Below are 22,167 nucleotides of genomic sequence, written 5' to 3'. Positions count from 1 at the left end.
TGTTTATTCGTATTGTTTTTTTAAGTCACATGGTTCATTTTTATAATCATACACTTCTATACCAAAATCTAGATGGAGGTGTTTCACGGTTGAAACAAGGTGTTCGTTTTTAAACACTTTTGCATATCTCGATAAACCGAAATAATATGTGTTTCAGAAGTATCATTTCCAATGGCTTTTAATAATCGTGTTGCTAATGTGCCTTCTTTTAAAATTAGCTCAATAGCCTTGTGATGCGATTTATGTAATTTTTGTTTTACAGCATTATACAAATATTTCCATACGTCGTTAATTGTAGAACTCTTGTTTATTCCAAATAAATGTAAATACGCTAGATTTTCAATTTTAGAGTTTTCAGCATGTCTTATAGCATCGTTTAAAATGTCAAATAGATCTTCTTTTACCCACAGTTTTTGTTCTTTTAATGAACAGAAATTTTTATTTACCAAGGCTTTTAAAACCTCAATAACTAATGCACAAATAGCGATATCTGCTTTAGGACATTCTTGAATGTCCATCAAACGAATCTCGATAGCATTGCGATCAAAACGTGCAATAGCTCCACGTGAATTCAAAAAATGCTGATCTAAAATTTTGTCTTTATCATAAGGTTGAATCGCTCGTTTTATTGGTTCGAAAACTGTTGCATAATAATCTAATTTTGAAAAAGTACGCTCAGGAATAACTACACCTGTTAACTCGGGTATTTCCTTTTGGTTGGTTTTATAAAACTCTAAACGCGTGTCTTTAAAACCTGTGATTTGCCCTTCGAGAATCGGAGAACTTGCACAAAGTCCTGGTAGTAATGGCAACAAAATTCGAATAGCAGCATGTAGTTGTTCAAACTCCTTATCGTCATAAAACGGTAAATTAATATGTGTGCTTTGTACGTTACTCCAGCCATGACCTTTACAGTTAAAAATAGTATTGTACAGTGCATAGACTTTACTATAACTATGTTTCCAAAGTTGCGTGTCTGTATTAGGATTCATTAATGGATGTGATGCCGAGCCTAAAAGCTTTAAGTCTAAAGGGTGTAAAAGCGCAGCGATTTCCATAATGTTGGCGTGAAATTTATCAGCCAAATCATCTGTACTTTTTGCAGGTCCATTAGTTTTTAGTTCAATAACATGTGCCACAAGTTCATTGCTCCATGCAATGCTACCATTTTCAATATCTGATACTAATTTGCCTGCTTTTAAGGTAAGTAGCTCATCTACTTGTGGAGCAACTTTAAAGTTGTTGTTGTTAACAAGCATATATTCGAGTTCTATGCCGTAAACGTCGAATAAGTGATATTTTGTTTTCATGTATTACTCTAATCGTTTTTTTAATGCTGAAAGAATTTCCGTATAGACCAAATCGCCATAATGCGCATCTTCTACACCAAAATCTATATTTGGGTTATCATTAATTTCTATAACCATCAGTTTGCCGTCTACAACTTTAATGTCAATGCCGTAAAGACCTAATCCCATTAATTTGGCTGATTTTAATGCGATGTCAATTACGTTTTTTGGAACGTCTTCAATAGGTAAACAATCGGCATCTCCATCTTGTTCGTTTTTGTCTGTGGCTTTCCAGTTGTAAATTTGCCAGTGGCCTTTTGCCATATAATATTTACAAGCGTAGAATGGTTTGTTGTCAATGATACCAATGCGCCAATCGTAATCCGAAGGGCAAAACTCTTGAGCAATAATTAAATCAGACTCTTTCAGCATTTCGGTAACCAAAGCATTGTATTCTTCTTTAGTTTTTGCTTTTTTTACTCCAAAAGAAAAGGTAGAATCAGGTGCTTTTAGGACACAAGGTAAACCGGTTTGTTCTAATACAGAATTGCGATTATTGCTATGTACAATGACTGTCTTTGGTGTGCTAATGTTAGCATTATTTAATGCTTCTGCCATATATACTTTATTACAGCATTTTAAAATCGCATCTGGGTAATCAATTATCGCAATACCTTCTTGTTGTGCTTTTCTAGCAAAGGTGTAAGCTTCATTATTGACTTCTGTACTTTGTCTTAAAAAGAGCGCATCAAAAGACGAGAGGCGGGACAAGTCTTTAGGTTCAATAATTTCGGCATAGATATTCATCTTTTCAGCAATTTCTATAAACTTTTTTAAAGCTCTAGGGTTGCTAGGAGGTGCTGGGTCGTTTGGATGTACTAATATGGCCAAGTCAAAATTGTAATTCGTAATTTTTGCCGTATCATAACGCTTTTTTGCAAAATACTGATTTGCAAACTCATGAACACTTGAGATATGTTCTGCAGGAATTTCAGCTTCTGATATCGCTTTTATACTTTGAATATTCCATTTGGTGGTGTGATTAAAATTTACACGTAAAAATGGGACTTGAAAATGCTTATAAAAAAGTGCACTTAGCGCCTTGTATTTTTGAGCCACATTTTGACCAAAGTAAATGCTCAAGGTAAAATCTTGTGACTTTATGTTTTTTAAGCTTTGTTGGATAACATCATCAAATTCGTCAGAAACGATTCTAACTAATTTTAAAGCTTTAAGATCTACAATATTTTTTGTAGTTGGTATTGGTAAATGGCCTCTGGCTTCTGCCAAAAGTGATACGTAATAGCCTTTGGATTGGTATGAGTAGTCCTTGCATAAATTGAAAATTCGTGCATTTTTTAATAAGGAAAACTTAGGGTTTGTTAGGTAATCTTGAGAGGAAATTACGGTTATATTATCAATTGAAAAGTTCCATTTTTCAGGTTGATTAACAACAATGTATTTGTTCATTTAGAGCGCGTTACGCTATTATAATTTTAAACAAATGTATATTATTTTTTGATTGGTTTTACAGGGGTAAAAAAATATTTTTATTGCCTTTTTTAGGTTGTTTTAATGCTGTTCTAAGAAGCTTTATTTTAATGTTTAGACTCGTTTAATACGGGTATTTTATGTTATGTTAAACGAATTTGTTCTAGCAAATTTTATAAATTAAAACTTATTTTATGCGATATACAGGGTATTGTAAATGCGCTTTTTCATAATGTTTACTCTGTTTATGTAACCAATCTAATTGAGCGTACCAGTTATTCGCAAAATCTTCGTCGTAGCTAATTTTTACATTGTACTCTATTTGAAGCTTTGGGTTGTTCTTTAAAAGTTGTTCTGCTTTGTCTTCCCATACATAAGGAGAAAAGCCTTCTTTTTGTTGTAAAATTGTATCGAAGAAATTCCAATTAAAAAATGAATCTGTCGCAGAAGGTTCTAATGTTTCTAATAGATAACGCATAGCTTTTTGATTTGTAGAAATGAGATAATCTCCTTTTTTAAACGTTACTTTCTCTACAGCGGTATTAATGTTGGTTTTGAAATGTGCGTAATGACCTTCATAAGGGGACTTGCGAGTTTCGTAGCTTCCAATTTTATAAGACTCAACAGTTAGTGTGGTGTCGTTTTTAAATTGGGTATATGTAACGTTGTTTAGCTTCAATAAATCCATGATATTATGCCAACCTTGCGGAATAATATAAGCTTTAGGAATACGTATAGAGTCGGTTGCTTTAAAATAATTTTGATAGACTACATCCTTAGTAAATGGTTTAGATCTGTCATATTTTAAACGTTTTGCGCCCGTAAATTCACTTGGAATCATTTCGCCTTCATAACCTTTAAATTTTAAAGTAGAGGTTAGCGTTGTATCTACAGCCCAAGTTAATGTGTAGTTATCACCTGCGGACCATATTTTGGTTTGTGCTTTTCTGAGTTTTGTGATTTTATCTCCTTGTTCTTCGGTGATTTCAATCATGCTTTTCATTAATTCGTATGTGCCTTCTACACGTTGTTTGTATGGTTTAAGCATATGAGTTTCTACCATCATTCCAAGAGTGTTAAACAAGGATGTGTAACCTGTAGAATATCTTGGAGTATCTAAAAATTGTGTAAATCCAGAATCTGGTGTACGGTTAAAGACATTAACATAAGGAGTAATGTCCCAAGATTTTGCTTCTAGTTTTTGTTCTAGCGACGGCATTATCTCAGTATGTATAAATTTTCCTAATTGACCTCCTAATTTATTGTGTTGGGTAAATAAATGGGTCAGTGTGTATTGATAATCAGCTCCATTACTTACGTGATTATCGATAAAAACATCGGGCTGTACCAAATGAAATATTTGAGTAAAAGCTTTGGCATTTTTGGTGTCGGCTTTTATAAAATCTCTATTCAAATCATAATTTCTAGCATTTCCTCTAAATCCATAAGCTTTTGGGCCGTTTTGATTGGTTCGTGTAGTAGCGTTTCTATTTAAACTACCACCAACATTATAAATTGGGATGGTAACCACAATTGTATTTTTAGGTGCCTCTATTTTACCTTGAACCAAATCTCTAAATAGCATCATGGTGGCATCAATACCATCAGATTCTCCAGGATGAATACCATTATTAATTAATAGAATTCTATTGTTTTGTCTAAGTGTTTCAAAATTATCACCAGAGCCATTCATATTTAAAGTGACTATATGTAACGGTTTTCCTGAATCTGTTTCACCAATGTCTTGAATTGAAATTTCAGGATAACTGTTTGCTAAATCTTTATAGTATTTTATAGTTTCTTGATATGTAGCTGTTTCTAAACCGTCGCTTTTTTCGAAAACCGTTGTAAAATCTAATTTAACTTTTTTATGCTCGGAATCTTGCTTCTCTGCTTTGTCAGCGCAAGAATAAATAATTAAGAAAAGTAGGATGAGTTTTTTCATTATTACAATTTTGCTTTAAATTTACTTATATTTATTGATATGAAAACACATCGGTTGAGCTTTGGCGAAATAACTATCTTAAAAAGAAATCTCGCAGAAGTTATAATTAATGAGGGAGTTTTAATGGATATAAAAATGGTTGAAGAATATCATTCATTTTTATTAACACATTTAGAAGCTCCATTTTCTCTTCTTGTAAATAAAAAGTTTGCATATGCTTATACCTATAAAGCTCAAAAAACAATTGCTACTTTAAAAGAAATTAAAGCTATGGCTGTTGTTTTTGAGGGGTTTAACGCCAAATTGTCTACCAATTTTCTAATAGGAATGAATAAAGAAAAAAAGTGGAATATTAAGACGTTTAGGTTAAGAACAGAGGCGATGATTTGGTTAGAAAATCATGTGTAATTTTATGATTGTTTTCGTCTTAAAAAACAATAACTTTGCACAAAATTTATCACTCTATTTTTTATTTTATGCAACAAACTACAAATACTATTTTAATGATTCGTCCTGTAAACTTTAGGATGAATGAGCAAACAGCAGTTAATAATTATTTTCAGGAAGATTTAGATATAAAAAATGCCGAAATTAATATTAAAGCACAAGAAGAATTTGATGCTTTTGTTGCAAAACTAAGGTCTGTTGGTGTTAATGTGATTGTTGAACAAGATGATATACTATTGGATACACCAGATTCAATTTTTCCTAACAATTGGGTGAGTTTTCACGCCAATGGTGATATTGCTAAGTATCCAATGTTTGCAGAAAATAGAAGACGAGAGCGTAGAGACGAAGTTTTTATTAGATTAGAACAAGAAGGCTTTAAGATTGAAAATATTATTGATTATACGTCTGCTGAGCACGAAGGTGTTTTTTTAGAAGGTACAGGAAGTATATTAATGGATCGTGTAAATAGAAAAGCTTATTGTGCATTATCTCCAAGAGCAGATGAAGAGTTGTTTATAGAGTTTTGTGAAGACTTTGAATATACTCCTGTAATTTTTACGGCTAATCAAACTGTTGATGGAAAACGTTTAGAAATTTATCATACTAATGTCATGATGTGTTTAGCAGAAAACTTTGCTGTAATTTGTTTAGACACCATTGATGATAAAAAAGAGCGAAAAAATGTTGTTAAACATTTAAAGCAAGATGGTAAAGAAATTATTTCTATTACAGAAGCTCAAATGCATCAATTTGCGGGTAATATGTTACAGCTTAGAGGTGAAAATGAGCAACGCTATTTGGTTATGAGTGAAGCTGCGCATAAAAGTTTAACGAAATCTCAGATTGCTAGTATAGAAAAGCATTGTCCTATTATATCGAGTTCTTTAGAAACAATTGAAACCTGTGGTGGCGGAAGTGCACGCTGTATGATGGCAGAGGTCTTTTTACCTAAAGCATAAGGTTTTAAGCATTTTTGGTTGTTAGTGCTTCTTTTTAATGTTTAGTAAGGTAACGTTTTTTTGAAATTTGTGATTCTGAGTTTTAAGCTAGTCTATTTTATTAAAAATATAACCTGCTTTTTCTGCTCCCCAGACATAGTTTCCGTTGGCATCAAAACCACGATCCCAAGAAATAATTTTGTCTTCTAAAATTTCAACTTCACTTCTTGCAAATGAGGCTCCACGCATTGTGCTAACACATGTGGTATCTCCTGTTTTACCTATAAATTGATTTGGCTTTGTGCGTTTTAAGATAACCTCACAGCCTTCTTTTAAAGCAATATCATTTAAAGATATAGCGTCAAAAGCTTTAGGGTTTTTCCATTTGCCAATCCAAAGAGAGTCTACATTTAACGCGTAAATAGCGGAGCTGAATGTACTATCTGAAGCTCTTGTTACTTCGTATATACGTTGGCGATAAGGTTTGTTCTGTCTGTTGTTTAGAGCTTGTTCTACGTATAGAAAGTTTCCTTTATCTTCCCAAATAGGATACATGTGTAATGCTATATTGTAATAGGAAGAATCAATTTGGGCTTGAATTTCAGAATTAAAAGAACCTTGCATCAAAGCAAACAATTCTTTGAGTTCCTTGTCTTCTTTAATTTCGGATTTGGATTCGTTTTTACAATTGTAGAAAAAAGATAAAAGGATAATAATAGGGAGTAAATGTTTCATAAAGCCTCAATTTAGAAGCTAAATATAGATAAAATAAATTAAGCCTTAGCTTCTGATTTAGGAAGTTCGACAAAGAATTTACTACCAACATTTTCTGTGCTTTCTACCCAAATTCTACCGTTATTAAGTTCCACTAGATCTTTAGCAATAGTTAATCCTAAACCTGTACCTTTTTCGTTTTTTGTACCTGCCGTTGTAAAGTTTTTATGTGCAGCAAATAACTTGTCAATATTCTCCTTGGCAATACCAACACCAGAATCTTCTACACAGATTAAAGATTTACCATTAGCATCTACATTAGAAATCGTAATTACATCTCCTATTCTGCTAAACTTAACAGCGTTTGTAATTAAATTCTGAATAACAATTTCTATCATACTACGATCTGCATAAACAAAATCGCGTTGTGACTCATCAATTAATACAATGCGTTTGTCTTCAACTTTTTGCTCAACTAAGGCAATTTTAGTCTGAAATACATCTTGAATATTAAATAGCTCAGGTTTTGGTTCTAAATTCTGCATTTGTGATTTAGACCAGTTTAATAAATTAAATAAAAGTGACGATGCATTATTCGCGTTTTCACTTAATTCTGGAATTAATTCATAAAATTCATCTTTAGAAATACTGTCTTCTTTTAGTAAATCTAAAAAGGCTTTTATAGAAGAAATAGAATCTTTTAAATCGTGAGAAACAATAGAGAAAAGCTTGTCTTTTACTTGGTTAACTTCTTCTAAATGATGTGTTTGTTCTAAGATGGCATCTGTTCTAACCTGTTCCTGAGTTAATTTTTCTTTTTCTTTTTTTAAATTGTCTTTATGGTACTTTGTTTTTGATAGACTGTAAATTAAAAGTATCAATAACACAGTTGAAAGCGCAATTAATGCATACAGTAAAAATGAATTATTCTGCCAAGAATCTTTGGTTTCTGGTAATTCGTTTTCCTTAACTGTAACAGTGTCATTTTCTGAGGTGTTTTCAGTTTTAATAAGATCAATTGGACTTATATCTGTAGGGAATACAGGTTGGTCTACTTTAGACAGCGAATCCTTTAAGTCGTAGAATTTATTCTGCCAAAAGAATGCATTTTGAAAATAACCACGTGTAGAATCTAACGCAATATGAAGTTTGTAGTTCTCTAAAAGCTCTTTTTTGTTGTCAATTTTTTGAGCAATAGCATAGGCTTCATTCAATTGCTTTTCTGCTAATTTTACCTTTCTATTCTGAAGATTTAAGTTCCCAATAGCATTTAAAGCTCTTAAAAGTCCTTCTTTATTGTCTTGTTTTCTATTGTATTTTAAACCTTCTACTAAATATTTAGAAGCTTTATCATATTCTTTAAAGCGTAAATATTCACTACCTAATTTTGGTAGAATTTCACCTCGCAAATTCTGATCGGTTTTAGGGTTTAAAATGTCTAATACCTTTTCGTAATATTCAATTGCTTTACGGTGTTCTTTCAATAACGAGTATAATTCGGCGATATTTTTTGTAGAAATTTTAATGCCTTCCGTGTCATTAAGTTGCTTTCTAACGTCTAAAGCTTTGTAGTTAAACTCTATAGCTTTATCAATTTGATTAGTTTTAAAATAAGCTTCAGCTAAATTATTATAAGCAGTACTCAATTCATCTTTAAGGTATTGCTTTTCAAAAATATTTATTGCAGATAAAGAGTTCTGTAATCCAATCGCATAATTACCTCGTTTAATTTCAATAAGACCAATGCTATTGCTCACTCTAGCTACGCCAAGCGTATCACTAATTTTTAAGTGTAAATCTCTAGATTTTTTATAATTATCTATGGCATTCAAGTAGTCGTTGCGTTCGGTATAGATTAAAGCTCTATAGTAGCTGCTTTCTGCTAGACCTTTTATGTAATTAAGCTCCTCAGATAGTTTAGAAGTTTTATTAACATAAAGTAAAGCTTTGTTGTAATCTGCTTTTTTATAGAGTTCGTTAATGAGCACCAGAGACATGTCCACCTTTGTAGAGTCTGGTTTTTTAAAGGCTATTTGTACTGTCAGTTCATCTATTTTTTCATTTTGAGAAAATACAGATAAAGACATAAGACAAACAGCTAAAAATAGTAACTGTTTCATCTTAAAATAGCTTTATAACGTATTGCGCTGTTTTGGTGCGAATAACTTTTAGAGAGGGATAAAAAAGTAAGTTAACACAAAACAATAACAACATGGTTAATGTTTGATTATTAAGCCTCATTAATGTTTGGGACATTGATTAATAGCCTACCAAAAGTGCTATTATGATTACAAATATGCTAATAATTAGGTTTTAATACGAATAAATTAGATGAAATGTACAATATAGTTTTGTTAAAAAATCACTTATCGACCAACGGCACAAATCTTGGGAGTATTACTGTTTCATCGACGAAATGCACGATTGGCTTAGTGGTCTCTTTTTTAGATAGTTAGTGGAGGGTGGTTTTTATATCGTTGTAGCTTTAATGTTCTGTAATTATGTCTATTTAGAATCTTAAATAAAACAATAAAACTTCTATATTTGCAAGCGTTTAAAATGCCAAAAGATAAAGATAAGATGAAGCTTCAAGAAACTTTAGAATTACATGTAAAAGCAGCTGTTAAAGCATTGTTTGAATCAGAATTAGAATCGGTAGAATTTCAAGCGACTCGCAAAGAGTTTGCTGGAGATATTACGGTTGTTGTATTTCCGATGTTGCGTGTAGTAAAAGGAAATCCTGCTGTAATTGGTGAGCAAGTTGGTCAGTATTTACTCGATAATGTGGATTTGGTTAGAGGATTTAATGTTGTTAAAGGCTTTTTAAACATTGAAATTGATGATGCATATTACCTCGATTTCTTTCAGTCTATAAAGGACGATAACACGTTTGGGTTTGTTGAGGTAAAAGAAGACAAAGCCGTAATGGTAGAGTATTCTTCGCCAAATACCAATAAACCATTGCATTTAGGTCACGTAAGAAATGTGCTTTTAGGTTATAGTGTTGCTGAAATTTTAAAAGCTTCTGGTAAGAACGTTTATAAAACGCAGATTATTAACGATAGAGGTATTCATATTTGCAAAAGTATGTTGGCTTATCAAAAATTTGGTCAAGGTGAAACTCCTACTAAAGACTTGAAAGGAGATAAATTGGTTGGTAATTATTACGTAAAGTTTGATCAGGTTTATAAATCTGAAATTTCAGAATTAGTAGCCCAAGGTCATTCTGAAGAAGAGGCTAAAAAGAACGCTCCATTATTATTAGAAGCACAAGAAATGCTTATTAAATGGGAAGCTGGAGATGAGGATGTTGTAGCACTCTGGAAAAAAATGAACCAATGGGTTTATGATGGTTTTGATGTGACTTATAAAAATATAGGAGTAGATTTTGATGCTTATTATTACGAAAGTAATACCTATTTATTAGGGAAAGAGTTTGTTGCCGAAGGTTTAAAAACAGGAGTCTTTACTAAGAAAGCAGATGGATCTGTTTGGTGCGATTTAACCGAAGATGGTTTAGACGAAAAAATTGTATTACGTAGCGATGGAACTGCAGTTTACATGACTCAAGATATTGGTACAGCGATTCAACGTATAAAAGATTACCCAGATGTTGGAGGTATGGTTTATACGGTTGGTAACGAGCAGGATTACCACTTTAAAGTTTTATTTTTAATCTTAAAAAAATTAGGCTTCGATTGGGCTAAAAATCTATTCCACTTAAGTTATGGTATGGTAGATTTACCAAGCGGAAAAATGAAGAGTAGAGAAGGAACGGTTGTAGATGCAGATGATTTAATTCAAGAAATGGCAGATACCGCAGAAGAAATTTCTAAAGAATTAGGTAAGCTTGAAGATTACTCGGAAGAAGAGAAAAAAGCACTCTACAAAACCATTGGTTTAGGAGCATTAAAATATTACATCTTAAAAGTAGATCCTAAAAAACGAATTTTATTTGACCCAAAAGAGTCTATCGATTTTCAAGGTAATACAGGGCCTTTTATTCAATATACCTATGCAAGGATTCAGTCTATATTAAGAAAGGCTACTACAGCTTCGCTTAGTGATCTTGATAATGCTAACATAGTGCTTCACGACAAAGAAAAACAACTTATCAAACAGTTAGAGTTATTTCCTGAAGTCATTCAAAATGCAGCAGAGCAGCATAGCCCTGCGTTAATTGCAAACTACACTTATGATTTGGTAAAAGATTTTAATTCATTTTATCAAAATGTATCTATTCTAGGTGCAGATACAGAAGAAGAAAAAAGCTTTAGAGTAGCATTGTCTAAATCGGTAAGTCAGACAATTAAAAATGCATTTCAAGTTTTAGGAATTGAGGTACCAGAACGTATGTAAGTTTAGATAACATCTAATTTTTATCATATGAAATGTGTTATTCTGAACTTGTTTTAGAGCTTATTTTAAATAGACGCCGTTTCTATCTGTATTTTTTTTGTAATTATTTCTCGTGAGGTTTAACACTTTGTAAGAGAGTGATTTGTGTATTTTTTCGTAATTTAGTAAGAGCTCAATTGTTCTTTAAACTACTGCTATGGAAAAATGTCACACTTTAAAACGCTATACCATTACGTTTTTGTTAATGGTTTTAGTGGTGTTTTCGTTAAATGCTCAAGCTGTTTTTACAGAATATAGTGGTAAAATTATTGATGGGCGTTCTAATAAAGCTTTAGAAGCAGTTAGCTTAAATATCAATGAAACCAATATTGGTACCATTACAAATTCTGAAGGCGAGTTTGTAATAAAAGTTGCTAGCGATTACTTAGATTCTAAAGTGACGATTTCATTATTAGGTTATGATACTTACAGCGTTCCATTATCTCAATTGGCCAAAGCAGATAATGTTATAAAATTATATGTCGCTGTAACCGAATTATCTGCTGTTAGTATTTCTGCATTTAAAAATGCTGAAAGTTTAGTACAAAAAGTGTTTCGTGATAAAATGCAACACTTAGACGATCAGTCTTTGTTTATGACAGCTTTTTATCGTGAAACTATTAAGCGTCGTAATAGAAATGTATCATTAACTGAAGCGGTTGTTAACATTCTTAAACAGCCCAATTCCTCATCTCTTCGGGATGCTATTCAGCTAAGTAAAGCAAGAAAAAGTACAGATTATAAACGTTTAGATACCGTTTCTGTAAAGTTACAAGGCGGTCCATTTTCGGCATTGTATTTAGATATTATGAAGTATCCTGAACATATTTTTACAGAAGAAAGTATTAAAATATATAATTTCTCTTTTGATGAGCCTTCAGTTATAAATAATAGAGCAGTTTATGTGGTAAATTTTATTCCAAAGGCTAACGTTGTTGGAGTAAACTATATTGGTAAATTATTTATAGATGTAGAATTATTGGCTTTGGCAGGTGCAGACTATGCTTTAGATTTAAGTGATAAAAAAAGAACCAAAAATTTATTAGTTAAAAAAAAGCCTAAGGATATTGTTGTTTACCCTTTAGAAGCAAGTTATAAAGTGGCATATAAAGTTAATGGTAAAACATGGTATTACAATTATTCTAATTTGAATCTGAAATTTAAAATTAATAAAAAGAAGCAGTTATTTAATAAGGTTTATACTTTGGCTAGTGAAATGGCTGTAACAGATTGGGAAGTTAATTCTACTGATAAAAGAATTAAAATTAAGGATAGATTAAAACCAACTATGGTTATTACTGACGCGATTTTTGGGTTTTCAGATCCTAATTTTTGGGGAAAATATAATCTAATAGAACCAGATAAGTCTATAGAGTCTGCAATAGCTAAAATTAAAAAGAATATCGAAAAAGAAAAACAGGATAAAAAAAAGAAGAGTAGCTAAGCACAACTATAAATGCGTTATATAAGTAGATTTAGAATAAGCATTTATTTAATGCTATAAGAGGACGTTATTAAAGTCTAAAATCACTATTAATTCTTACTATATGGATTTCTCTTTTAAATTAAAACGGTATACATAACCACAGCTTAATTCTGTGAAATCTGCCTGACCAAGATTTGCATTAATATGTGCACCAAGAAAAATATTGTGCTTTGGAGCTTTGTTGGTTGTCCATAAATAATATTTTAATCCCATTCTAGCAGAAATAGTTCGTTTTATTTCATAATACCAATCTAATTCACCTAAAACTTCTATGGTTTCTCCATTTGCGTTTTCATAAGTAAACCCTTGGTTAAGTTGCCAATCTATTTTGTAAAAAGGTTTGTGTATGTTTAAACCTAAATCAAATTCAAAACCAATATGGTCTATTAATAATTCAGAGCTTGCAAAAATCCCAAAACTAGTTGCGTAACCATAAGGGTTATCTTTAAAGTGAGGAAATTGTTCTTCAATTAAAGCTTCATTGTTTTTTATGTAATCGTAGTAGTGCTCATAGAACCTGTAATAAAAACCACCACCAAATTTAAATGTATTATTTAGGATTTTTCCAGCAGAAGCAGAAACTGTAAAAACTTCTTTTTTGGTATTAAACTTTTCAGATAATACATTTTGACCTAAACCCAACCGAAAAGCCATATACGTTTGAGATTTAGAGGAGAAAGTAGGTTTTTTAAAATCGTTATTACTATTAGAGTTTTTGTCAATTTTAGCAGAAACACTTGCTGTAAAAGAATTTAAGCCTTGGTTTGGTAAGTTCGTATGGCCATTAGAATGGTGTAAGTATCCCAAGCCAAATCGCCAGTCTGTAGCATGGGTTTTAAAAACATCGTAATAGAAAAAAGATCTAAACGACCAGTTAATTTTTGTGGTGATTGCTCTGTTGAATGCATTGGTAATTATATCGTATTGAGTGTCCATATAAGAACTACCAAAACCTATTTGGAGGTTTAAACCGTTTAATTGTTTTTTTAATATTGAAAATTCAATAAATGGCAATATACTATAAGCATGCCCAACTTTGGTAGAATTACCAAAATCTGTATAACCCAATGAAATACCAGTTTTAGGATAGTTTAATCTCGCAGCCCATTCTTTATTAGAGTTATAGTTGTATTGGCCAATACTTAAAAATACGTTTTTTTGTAGCTTGGTTTTAGGGAAATCAGTATTGGCTTCTTGTGTTTTTCCAACAATAATTTCGGGTGTAAAAAAGAGTGATGTCTTAGAGGTGGTAGTAGTTGTTTGGGCCAAACAATTTTGAAGAAAAAAGAATATAGTAATAGCTAAAGATAAGCTTAAATAATTTTTGAAGCGCATTAATAACTGGTTGGTTGGTGTTACAATAAACAACTAAAAATTGATTCTAAAACTAAGATTTGGTGTAAATTTTAAAGACCTATTATTAATTTCAACCATAGAATCATCAGAATTAAAGGTGTAATACCGATTGATAATGTTGGTTTGATTAAAGATGTTCCAGACAGAAGCTCCAATATCGGCTTTTACACCTTTTGAAAATTTAAAATTATAAATTACAGAGATATCTGTTCTAAAATAATCGGGTAAACGTGCATTATTTGGAGACGCGTATTCTATAATATTGTTACTGTTGTCTTGTGTTGTTGAAGGTGTTGTGTATGGCCTTCCTGAATGCCAATTAAGTCCAAGGCCAATTTTAAAATTATCAATATTATAAGTTAAAGAAGCGTTGGCAACATGTTGCAAATCTAACGTGTTTGAGAAAGAATTGCCATTATTTAGATTTTCAAAATGATAATCGTTTTTACTAAAGGTATAACTTAGCCAAGAGCTAAAATTATTAAAGCGTTTGTTAATTAAAAAATCAATACCTTTTACGGTATAAGAACCAATATCGTTTGTAAACTGAAACTGGTTTTGAAACCCTTGACTAAGAGCGGTAATGTTATTTACATTTTTGTAATACCCTTCTAGAGATACTAATAAGTTATTTTGGTTATAGCTAACACCTGCTGATACTTGTTGGCTTTTGATTAAAGGAATGTTATTCGTATTTGCTAATTGCCAACGTCTTTTTTCTATGCCTAAAAAATCTTGCTGTAAATCTATAACCTGAGTAATAGATTGACTCTTTAATTCGCCTAATATTTCTAACCTAAAATAGTCCGATAGTTTTTGGTTGAATGCAAACCGAGGTTCAATAATAAGCTTTTGCAGTTTCCCAAAGTAGCTAATTCTTGAACCTAAACGTAAATATGTATTACGAGATTGCGAATAGCGTACAACTTCACCAAATATAGCATGTGTTCTTATAATTTCTTTTGTTAAACTCGTAAAATTAGGATTGGTTACATCTTCAAAATTGGTAACACCAACTTCGTTAAACTGATAGCCCAAATTTATTTTTAAGGAAGGACTTAATACTTTTGAAATATCAAACCGTAAACCATAATCTTCAACTTTATTTTCTTGCTTTAAGAATTGATTGTTAGAAATATTGTTATTTGTAGCATCTAAATCATAATTAGAATAATAAGCTTGAGCAGAAAGATTTGTTCCATCCTTTAATCGTTTAGAATAGGTAGCACTTGTTCCAAAACTTATTTGGTTTAATTCACTTTTTGTCTCTTGGAAATCGTTATTTGTTGTTGTGTATACCTGTTTGTAATCTAAGTTGTTATACATGTTCATGACATTAACGCGTAACTTAGAGGAGTCGTTGATGTTATATAAAAATTTAGCATTAAAATCATAAAAAATAAAACGCTCGTCTAATGCCAATTGTGTATTAATAGCATTTGAAGTATTTAATTCTGAGTCTGAAAAAATACGGTCAAAATAGGAGTCATAAGTTTTTGAAACTATAAAATCTGTATAAGAACGTCTAGCGGCTAATTGTAATTCTGTTTTTTTAGATAATGGGATTTTTGCAAATCCATCAACGCTTAGCAGGTTGCCTCCAATTCCACCACTTGTTTTTTCGCTTAAATTGTCTGTGTTTTGAATCGCAATAGTACTAGAGACAGCATTGCCAAATTTGGCGCTAGTTCCGTTTTTAGAAACTGTAACATCATTAGATAAATAAGGATTGAAAGTAGATATTAACCCAAAAAAATGACCTGTTTGATACATTCTTATTCCTTCGTATAAAATAAGATTTTGATCGTTTGTACCACCACGAACATTGATATTAGAAATGCGTTCGTCTACACTAATTATTCCTGGTAAGTTTTGTACTATTTGTAATACATCTGGTTCAATCAATCCGGGTAAAATTTGAAAGGCTTTGGTGTCTGCCTCAATGGTTCCGTTGTTTGTTTTAGAAATACCTTTAGTTAGATAATTCGTAACAACAACCTCTTCTAGGTGCTGAATACTGTTTTGTACTTCAGTGACTTTTTGCGGTGTAATAGCAATAAAACGATTACTTAGAATTTCAAAATTAAGGTTGGTGTCAAGTTTTAGTTGGTTAACAGCTTGTGTTAAAGAAAGTCCATGGCGTAAAGGAGTGATTGAGATGCCTTCAATTGTCTTGGTTTCAAAAGAAAATTTAACATCGTACTGTTTTTCAAGTTCTAAAAGTATTTGTGCAAGCGTCTGTTTTTCCTTTAACTCTTGGCTATAGGCAAGGTTGTAAAAGGTAAAAGATGAAAAAAAGAAAATTAAACAAAGTAATTTTTTATTCACGCTTTAATAAAATAGATTTTTCTGATTTGCTGTAGCTTAAATTTAATGGTATTGTAACAGACTTTAATGCTAAATCTAAATTATTATGAGTAAAACTTCCTGTAAATAGACGAGATGTGTCAATATTTTCTGTAATTATTTTCTGTTTGTATTGATTTTCAAACTCAGCAATGACGTGTTTAAGAGGAATGCTGTTAAAGCTGCTTTCGCCTTGTAACCATTGTGGTTGAGTTGTGTTTTCTCTTTCAGTTGTTAGTAATTTTCCATCTATAATCTGGAAAGTGTCGCCTGGTTTTAATTTTACCGTTTTGTCTTTATGTGTTACACCAACTAAACCTTCGTAACAAGTTACTTCAAAATAAGATTTACGTTGCTTTACATTAAATTGTGTTCCTAAGACGCTAACTACTCCTTCAGAAGTAATAACATCAAATTTTTGACCTTTGGCAACTTTAAAAAATGCCTCACCTTGTAGTTTTACCTCTCTATTGTTGCTCCAGTGACTCTTATTAAAAGTGATTGTAGAATTGGCATTTAAATCTACAATAGAATTATCTGGTAGCTCAATAGTACTTTGTTGTGCTATAAGTGTTCCAACTTCAGTGTCTAGAGTTGAAGTGTAATAATAAATACTAAATCCTATGGCTAAAATAGCCGCAATTCTAAGCAGTGGTTTTAGCCATTGCTTCGTTTTTGTAGGTTTAGGTTTAAGATGTTGCTTTAATGTTTTGTAAGATGTATCTATAGCAAATTCGGGTGCTTTAAAAGATTTTAAAGCAGTATCCATTTTAATAAGATCATTATAATCTTCTAGCTGCTTAAAAGCTTTTAGCTCTTCAGTATTTAGGTTATGATCTAACCATTTTTTTATGAGTTCCTCTCGTTTCATAAATGTAATTTCAAGTATATAACAGCTTAGGTTTAAAAATCCCTACTTTTTTAGTTTTAAAGTTCGTTAATTTCTTCTCTTAACTTTTTTAAAGCTCCATAAATTCGTTTTTCAACGGCTTTTACAGATATATCTAAAAGCTTTGCTATTTCTTTAAAACGTTTCCCTTCAACTCGGTTCATTAAAAAAGCGGTGCGTTGCGCTTCGGTTAAATTATTTATTGCGTTTTGTAATTTTTGATGGTATTCTTTTTCTTGTAGTACAAACTCAGGTGTTTCATTAGTAGCGTGTTTTTGAGGTTGTTTATTATATTTTAAAACTACTTTTTGATGAGCTACGGCATTGAGCATTAGGTTATTTGCCGTTGTAAACAAATAGCTTTTTGCTTTGTCAGGAGTAATTTTGCCGCAATTTTGCCATAATTTAATGAAAGCTTCTTGCACTTTATCTTGCGGATTCAATTGTTGTCCAAACTTGTAATACAGAAAATCATGAAGATTTTTAGCATGTTTATTATACAAGCGCTCAAATAATTGTGACTCGCAAATATTATCTTGTAAAGGTTTGCTCATAGGTTTTTATAGGTTGCACAAATTATAAATAAATTTTTAATAATTGAGAGTAGGACTTTTTACAATTAAACTGTTCTATAATAAATCGTTAAATTTATCTGAGTTATGAGTTTTAGAATCAACAGTATAGTTATAAGTTTACTTTTTGTCCTTTTTTGTTTTACATCTTGTCAAGATGAGATTAATGAAATAGAAAACCCAAACGATCAAGAAGCCATTGTACCTAATTCTACCTTGGTAAATCTTATGGGAAGAACGGCAGCGAACTTTGGAGCTGCTGATGATATTTTAGATGGTGCAAGTTGCTTCTCTGTAGAATTACCAGTAACAGTTGTTGTTAATGATATTACTACTATAATTGAAACAGAAGCCGATTTAGAAGCGCTTGAAGATATGTTAAGTGACGTAGTAATTGATGAAGATATTTTAGATTTTGTTTTTCCAATTACAATTATATTTAACGATTACAGCGAAATTTTTATTGAAAATGAAGACGAGCTTCAAACTTTTGTTAATGAATGCGTCTATAATGAGAACGCTGTAATTGAATGTGCAGATTTTGTATATCCAATTTCATTTTCAGTATTTAATTCAGGGTTTAATTTAATTGATACAGTTGTTATTCAAAATGACGAAGCTTTATATGTTTTTCTTAATGAATTAGAAGAAGACGAAAGCGTTTTAATAGTGAGTTTAAACTTTCCTATAACTATACAATATGCTAACGGAGAAACTGTAGATGTTAATACAAATCAAGAATTAACAGATGCTATTGAAGCTGCAGAGCAGTTTTGTAATGTTATCGATGATGATTGTCTTGAAGATGAAATTGCATTGAATTTAGTTGAGTGTCCATGGAATTTTAGTAATGGAACAGATACTTATGATAATTACCAGTTAATTTTTAATGATAATGGAGAGTTGCTTATTTCTGAAGGTGTAGCAACTTCTGCAATTGGTGGGGCTTGGAGCTTGTCTACTACAGATAATGGTGTTCTCTTAAGCTTATCAGAATTAACAGCATTTCAAGATGATTTAGAAGGAGATTGGTTAATTGTATCGTGTAATAATGCAGGTTCTATCACAATTACGCGTGCTAATACAGTGCTTGAATTAGTTCAAGATTGTCCGCAAACTGAAGGCTGTTCTGCGTTAGAAATTAATGCTAATATTAGCGAGTGTGTATGGAAATTAGAAACCAATCTTTTAGATTCGTTTGTACCTATTTTTATGCATTTCAATTTAGATGGCGACGTTTTAATTGAGGATGTCAATAATTTAGAATCGCAAATTGGGACTTGGGAAATTGTTACCATTGCTACAGATGTTTTTGTTAATTTATCTTTACAACAAGGTTACGAATCTTTAAACGGGCAGTGGCAAGTTGTAGAATGTGAAGAAGGAAGTCTATACTTAATCAATGGAGATAATTTTATTACTCTAGAGCAAAGATGTGAAGTAAATAACCAAGATCTTTTAAATTGTTATAGTTTATATGTTTTGTCTCAAGAATGTGATGATAATAATGATGGTATAGCCACATTTGTTTTTGAAACTAATAGTTTACAAAGTTCAGAATGTATTGAGCTTTATCCAATATCTGGCAGTTATCATCCTACTTATGACGATGCTATAATTTCTACGAATCATTTAAATATTCAATTAACTACACCAACAGAATTAACATCTCAAACAATATATTTTAGAGTTTTTAATCAAGAAACACAAGAATTTGCGGTACAAGAATTAGAGCTAATAGTTGAAGCTTGTAATGATGATGTGTTTAATTGTTTTGGAGATTTTGAAATTGTAGAATGTAATCAACCTAATAATGTGCCTGTTTATAATCTAAGTGCTAACACTATTGGGTTAGTAGATTGCCAATATCCTTTTACACCTTCATTTCACGAAACATTATCCGATGCAGAGAACAATATTAATCCAATAGCAAACACAGAAGCTTATGGTACTTTAGCTACTGAAGTTTATTTAAGAATTGAAGCTGAAAGCGGAAATTTTCAAATATTTAATGTTTATTTAAATACAGAAGAGTGTAATTATTTTGAATGTTTTCAAGGTTTTGATGCCGTTTTAGAACGGTGTGAAGAAGATAATAATACTTCCGCAACTTTTGATTTAACAATTGCTTTCTCAAATTGTACAAGCAATCCAGATTATAATATATCTTATCATCTAACACAATCTGAAGCTGATGCTAATATAAGTCCTATTTTAAATCCACAGAGTTTTACCAATTTTGTAGCATCTCAGCAAACGGTATATGTAAGAGTAGATATTGGTAATGAATATCAAGTATTCCCAATTCAACTAAATGTTATCGATTGTAGTACAGGCAGCTGTACGGAAGGAGATATTGATAGTATTTTAACTGAATGTGAATGGAATATCACAAGTTATAATGGTAGTGATAACCTTGATAGTTATAATTTTAATTTCGAAGAAAATTCAGGAATTGTAGTGATATATACCGATACAATAGTAATAGATGCTTATTGGTCTACAGCACAAACTAGTGATGGTGTAGTAATAGAGTTTACAAACGTTTCAGGACCAAATATCCAAGCCATAAACGGAAGTTGGTTAGTTGTAGAATGTACCACAGAGCAATTAGTATTGCATGCCATAAATGATAGCAATAATGAAATAGTTCTAGATAGAACCTGTGAATAAAGAAAATGCTGAAAGTTAGTAATTTTAGTAAGTTAGTTAAGTTGATAAAAAAGAGTTGCTCGCCATGAGCAGCTCTTTTTATTTGATAGTAATTTATCAATTTGTTTAATGTTCCTTCTTCTTAAACCTTCATTTATAACTAAAAAACTAATTCTTAAACACATTAGTAATTCCCTCATAAATTCTTAAATTTGCAGCTTATTAAATAATTACAGGCTGCTTTGTTGCAGACTGCAAACAGAATACTAGAAACATGTTCAATAATTTAAGTGATAAGTTAGATAAAGCGTTACACGTATTAAAAGGTCATGGTAGCATTACAGAAGTAAATGTTGCTGAGACGCTTAAAGAAGTAAGACGTGCGCTTTTAGATGCCGATGTTAACTTTAAAATTGCAAAGGAATTTACCGTACGTGTAAAAGAAAAAGCACTTGGTCAAGATGTATTAACAACATTACAGCCAGGCCAATTAATGGTTAAAATCGTTAAAGACGAATTAACCGAATTAATGGGAGGCGATGTAGAAGGTATTAATCTTTCTGGAAACCCTAGTGTGATTTTAATGTCAGGTCTTCAAGGATCTGGTAAAACCACTTTTTCTGGTAAGCTTGCCAATTATTTAAAAAATAAAAAAACGAAGAAACCTTTATTAGTAGCTTGTGATGTTTATCGTCCTGCTGCAATTGATCAGTTACATGTTGTCGGTGATCAAATAGGTGTTGAGGTTTTTAGTGATAGAGGCAATACAGATCCTGTTGCCATTTCGCAAGCAGGTATTGCGCATGCAAAAGCCAATGGTCATAATGTTGTGATTATTGATACCGCTGGTCGTTTGGCTGTAGATGAAGCCATGATGACTGAAATCTCTAACATCCATAAAGCGATTCAGCCACAAGAAACCTTGTTTGTTGTAGATTCTATGACAGGTCAAGATGCGGTAAATACTGCAAAAGCCTTTAACGATATTTTGAATTTTGATGGTGTTATCCTTACCAAATTAGATGGTGATACACGAGGTGGTGCTGCAATTTCTATTAAATCTGTAGTTAATAAGCCAATTAAATTTATTGGTACAGGTGAAAAGATGGAAGCAATTGATGTCTTCTATCCATCACGTATGGCAGATCGTATTTTAGGCATGGGTGATGTGGTGTCTTTAGTTGAACGTGCTCAAGAACAGTTTGATGAAGAGGAAGCAAGAAAACTTCAGAAGAAGATTGCCAAAAATCAATTTGGGTTTGATGATTTCTTAAAACAGATTCAGCAAATCAAGAAAATGGGGAACATGAAGGATCTTATCGGAATGATTCCTGGAGCAGGAAAAATGATGAAAGATATTGATATCGATGACGATGCTTTTAAAGGTATCGAAGCGATTATTCATTCTATGACACCAGAAGAACGTGCTAATCCATCAGTAATAAATGCAAGCCGTAAAAAGCGTATAGGTAAAGGGTCTGGAACTTCAGTACAAGAAGTAAATCAACTCTTAAAGCAATTTACGCAAATGAGTAAAATGATGAAGATGATGCAAGGTGGAGGCGGAAAACGTATGATGCAAGCTATGCAGAATATGCCAAAGTAAAGTTTACAGTATTTAGTCCTCAGTTGACCGTTACA

At 31.7% G+C, this 22,167-nt stretch carries 15 protein-coding genes; 6 read left to right on the top strand and 9 right to left on the bottom strand.

Annotation, left to right across the window (positions count from 1 at the left end):
• Positions 1–83: 83 nt before the first annotated feature.
• The 3 genes from VDP25_RS12750 to VDP25_RS12740 all read right to left on the bottom strand — a co-directional run bounded on the left by VDP25_RS12750 (position 84) and on the right by VDP25_RS12740 (position 4,725).
• Positions 84–1,310 carry a glutamate-cysteine ligase family protein gene (locus VDP25_RS12750; RefSeq protein WP_334470354.1) on the bottom strand — a complete coding sequence of 409 codons (1,227 nt, stop codon included), beginning with the start codon at positions 1,308–1,310 and terminating at the stop codon, positions 84–86.
• A 3-nt stretch (positions 1,311–1,313) separates the two neighbouring features.
• Positions 1,314–2,759: a RimK family protein gene (locus VDP25_RS12745; RefSeq protein WP_334470352.1), complete on the bottom strand. Its 1,446-nt coding sequence runs from the start codon at positions 2,757–2,759 to the stop codon at positions 1,314–1,316.
• 208 nt (positions 2,760–2,967) lie between these two features.
• Entirely contained in the window at positions 2,968–4,725 is a 1,758-nt protein-coding gene (locus VDP25_RS12740; protein WP_334470350.1) for a M14 family metallopeptidase, read from the bottom strand.
• Positions 4,726–4,764: 39 nt separating this feature from the next.
• On the opposite strand from VDP25_RS12740, the gene VDP25_RS12735 reads away from it, so the two are divergent.
• Together VDP25_RS12735 and ctlX are read left to right on the top strand one after the other, a co-directional pair.
• On the top strand, positions 4,765–5,133 hold the full coding sequence (locus VDP25_RS12735) for a hypothetical protein (protein WP_334470348.1): 369 nt from the start codon (positions 4,765–4,767) through the stop codon (positions 5,131–5,133).
• 68 nt (positions 5,134–5,201) lie between these two features.
• Entirely contained in the window at positions 5,202–6,134 is a 933-nt protein-coding gene (gene ctlX / locus VDP25_RS12730) for a citrulline utilization hydrolase CtlX (protein ID WP_334470346.1), read from the top strand.
• 87 nt (positions 6,135–6,221) lie between these two features.
• Here the strand turns inward: ctlX and VDP25_RS12725 are convergent, their stop codons facing one another.
• The gene (locus VDP25_RS12725; RefSeq protein ID WP_334470344.1) at positions 6,222–6,848 is read right to left on the bottom strand and encodes a chromophore lyase CpcT/CpeT; all 627 of its coding nucleotides are present in this window, start codon (positions 6,846–6,848) and stop codon (positions 6,222–6,224) included.
• A 38-nt stretch (positions 6,849–6,886) separates the two neighbouring features.
• Entirely contained in the window at positions 6,887–8,947 is a 2,061-nt protein-coding gene (locus VDP25_RS12720) for a tetratricopeptide repeat-containing sensor histidine kinase (protein WP_334470343.1), read from the bottom strand.
• A gap of 460 nt (positions 8,948–9,407) precedes the next feature.
• On the opposite strand from VDP25_RS12720, the gene argS reads away from it, so the two are divergent.
• Together argS and VDP25_RS12710 are read left to right on the top strand one after the other, a co-directional pair.
• The gene (gene argS / locus VDP25_RS12715; protein ID WP_334470596.1) at positions 9,408–11,186 is read left to right on the top strand and encodes an arginine--tRNA ligase; all 1,779 of its coding nucleotides are present in this window, start codon (positions 9,408–9,410) and stop codon (positions 11,184–11,186) included.
• 196 nt (positions 11,187–11,382) lie between these two features.
• The gene (locus VDP25_RS12710) at positions 11,383–12,669 is read left to right on the top strand and encodes a carboxypeptidase-like regulatory domain-containing protein (protein WP_334470341.1); all 1,287 of its coding nucleotides are present in this window, start codon (positions 11,383–11,385) and stop codon (positions 12,667–12,669) included.
• 99 nt (positions 12,670–12,768) lie between these two features.
• On the opposite strand, the gene VDP25_RS12705 is transcribed toward VDP25_RS12710, so the two are convergent.
• From VDP25_RS12705 to VDP25_RS12690, 4 genes are read right to left on the bottom strand one after another with little or no spacing between them, the layout of a single operon-like run.
• The gene (locus VDP25_RS12705; RefSeq protein WP_334470339.1) at positions 12,769–14,046 is read right to left on the bottom strand and encodes an acyloxyacyl hydrolase; all 1,278 of its coding nucleotides are present in this window, start codon (positions 14,044–14,046) and stop codon (positions 12,769–12,771) included.
• 33 nt (positions 14,047–14,079) lie between these two features.
• The gene (locus tag VDP25_RS12700) at positions 14,080–16,395 is read right to left on the bottom strand and encodes a TonB-dependent receptor domain-containing protein (protein ID WP_334470337.1); all 2,316 of its coding nucleotides are present in this window, start codon (positions 16,393–16,395) and stop codon (positions 14,080–14,082) included.
• On the bottom strand, positions 16,388–17,284 hold the full coding sequence (locus tag VDP25_RS12695) for a FecR family protein (RefSeq protein WP_334470335.1): 897 nt from the start codon (positions 17,282–17,284) through the stop codon (positions 16,388–16,390). The genes VDP25_RS12700 and VDP25_RS12695 overlap by 8 nt, the downstream gene beginning before the upstream one ends.
• A 56-nt stretch (positions 17,285–17,340) precedes the next feature.
• Positions 17,341–17,856, bottom strand: a complete 516-nt coding sequence (locus VDP25_RS12690; RefSeq protein ID WP_334470333.1) for an RNA polymerase sigma factor — start codon at positions 17,854–17,856, stop codon at positions 17,341–17,343.
• 105 nt (positions 17,857–17,961) lie between these two features.
• Here VDP25_RS12690 and VDP25_RS12685 point away from each other — a divergent pair, with 105 nt between their 5' ends.
• Both VDP25_RS12685 and ffh read left to right on the top strand, forming a co-directional pair.
• Positions 17,962–20,547 (top strand): hypothetical protein, encoded by a 2,586-nt coding sequence (locus VDP25_RS12685; protein ID WP_334470331.1) that lies wholly within the window; start codon positions 17,962–17,964, stop codon positions 20,545–20,547.
• Positions 20,548–20,800: 253 nt separating this feature from the next.
• Positions 20,801–22,132 carry a signal recognition particle protein gene (ffh, locus tag VDP25_RS12680; protein WP_215927754.1) on the top strand — a complete coding sequence of 444 codons (1,332 nt, stop codon included), beginning with the start codon at positions 20,801–20,803 and terminating at the stop codon, positions 22,130–22,132.
• Positions 22,133–22,167: the final 35 nt, after the last annotated feature.

Source organism: Winogradskyella sp. ECml5-4, assembly GCF_036903175.1.
In the GTDB taxonomy this organism is placed as follows: domain Bacteria; phylum Bacteroidota; class Bacteroidia; order Flavobacteriales; family Flavobacteriaceae; genus Winogradskyella; species Winogradskyella damuponensis.
The sequence above is the reverse complement of the archived record's forward strand: the minus strand, read 5'-3'. Positions and strand labels throughout refer to the sequence as shown.

Bases quoted from the DNA above. Each gene is read 5' to 3' on its own strand.
- VDP25_RS12750 (WP_334470354.1), bottom strand. From the start codon at position 1,310: ATGAAAACAAAATATCACTTATTCGACGTTTACGGCATAGAACTCGAA.
- VDP25_RS12745 (WP_334470352.1), bottom strand. From the start codon at position 2,759: ATGAACAAATACATTGTTGTTAATCAACCTGAAAAATGGAACTTTTCA.
- VDP25_RS12740 (WP_334470350.1), bottom strand. From the start codon at position 4,725: ATGAAAAAACTCATCCTACTTTTCTTAATTATTTATTCTTGCGCTGAC.
- VDP25_RS12735 (WP_334470348.1), top strand. From the start codon at position 4,765: ATGAAAACACATCGGTTGAGCTTTGGCGAAATAACTATCTTAAAAAGA.
- ctlX (WP_334470346.1), top strand. From the start codon at position 5,202: ATGCAACAAACTACAAATACTATTTTAATGATTCGTCCTGTAAACTTT.
- VDP25_RS12725 (WP_334470344.1), bottom strand. From the start codon at position 6,848: ATGAAACATTTACTCCCTATTATTATCCTTTTATCTTTTTTCTACAAT.
- VDP25_RS12720 (WP_334470343.1), bottom strand. From the start codon at position 8,947: ATGAAACAGTTACTATTTTTAGCTGTTTGTCTTATGTCTTTATCTGTA.
- argS (WP_334470596.1), top strand. From the start codon at position 9,408: ATGAAGCTTCAAGAAACTTTAGAATTACATGTAAAAGCAGCTGTTAAA.
- VDP25_RS12710 (WP_334470341.1), top strand. From the start codon at position 11,383: ATGGAAAAATGTCACACTTTAAAACGCTATACCATTACGTTTTTGTTA.
- VDP25_RS12705 (WP_334470339.1), bottom strand. From the start codon at position 14,046: ATGCGCTTCAAAAATTATTTAAGCTTATCTTTAGCTATTACTATATTC.
- VDP25_RS12695 (WP_334470335.1), bottom strand. From the start codon at position 17,284: ATGAAACGAGAGGAACTCATAAAAAAATGGTTAGATCATAACCTAAAT.
- VDP25_RS12690 (WP_334470333.1), bottom strand. From the start codon at position 17,856: ATGAGCAAACCTTTACAAGATAATATTTGCGAGTCACAATTATTTGAG.
- VDP25_RS12685 (WP_334470331.1), top strand. From the start codon at position 17,962: ATGAGTTTTAGAATCAACAGTATAGTTATAAGTTTACTTTTTGTCCTT.
- ffh (WP_215927754.1), top strand. From the start codon at position 20,801: ATGTTCAATAATTTAAGTGATAAGTTAGATAAAGCGTTACACGTATTA.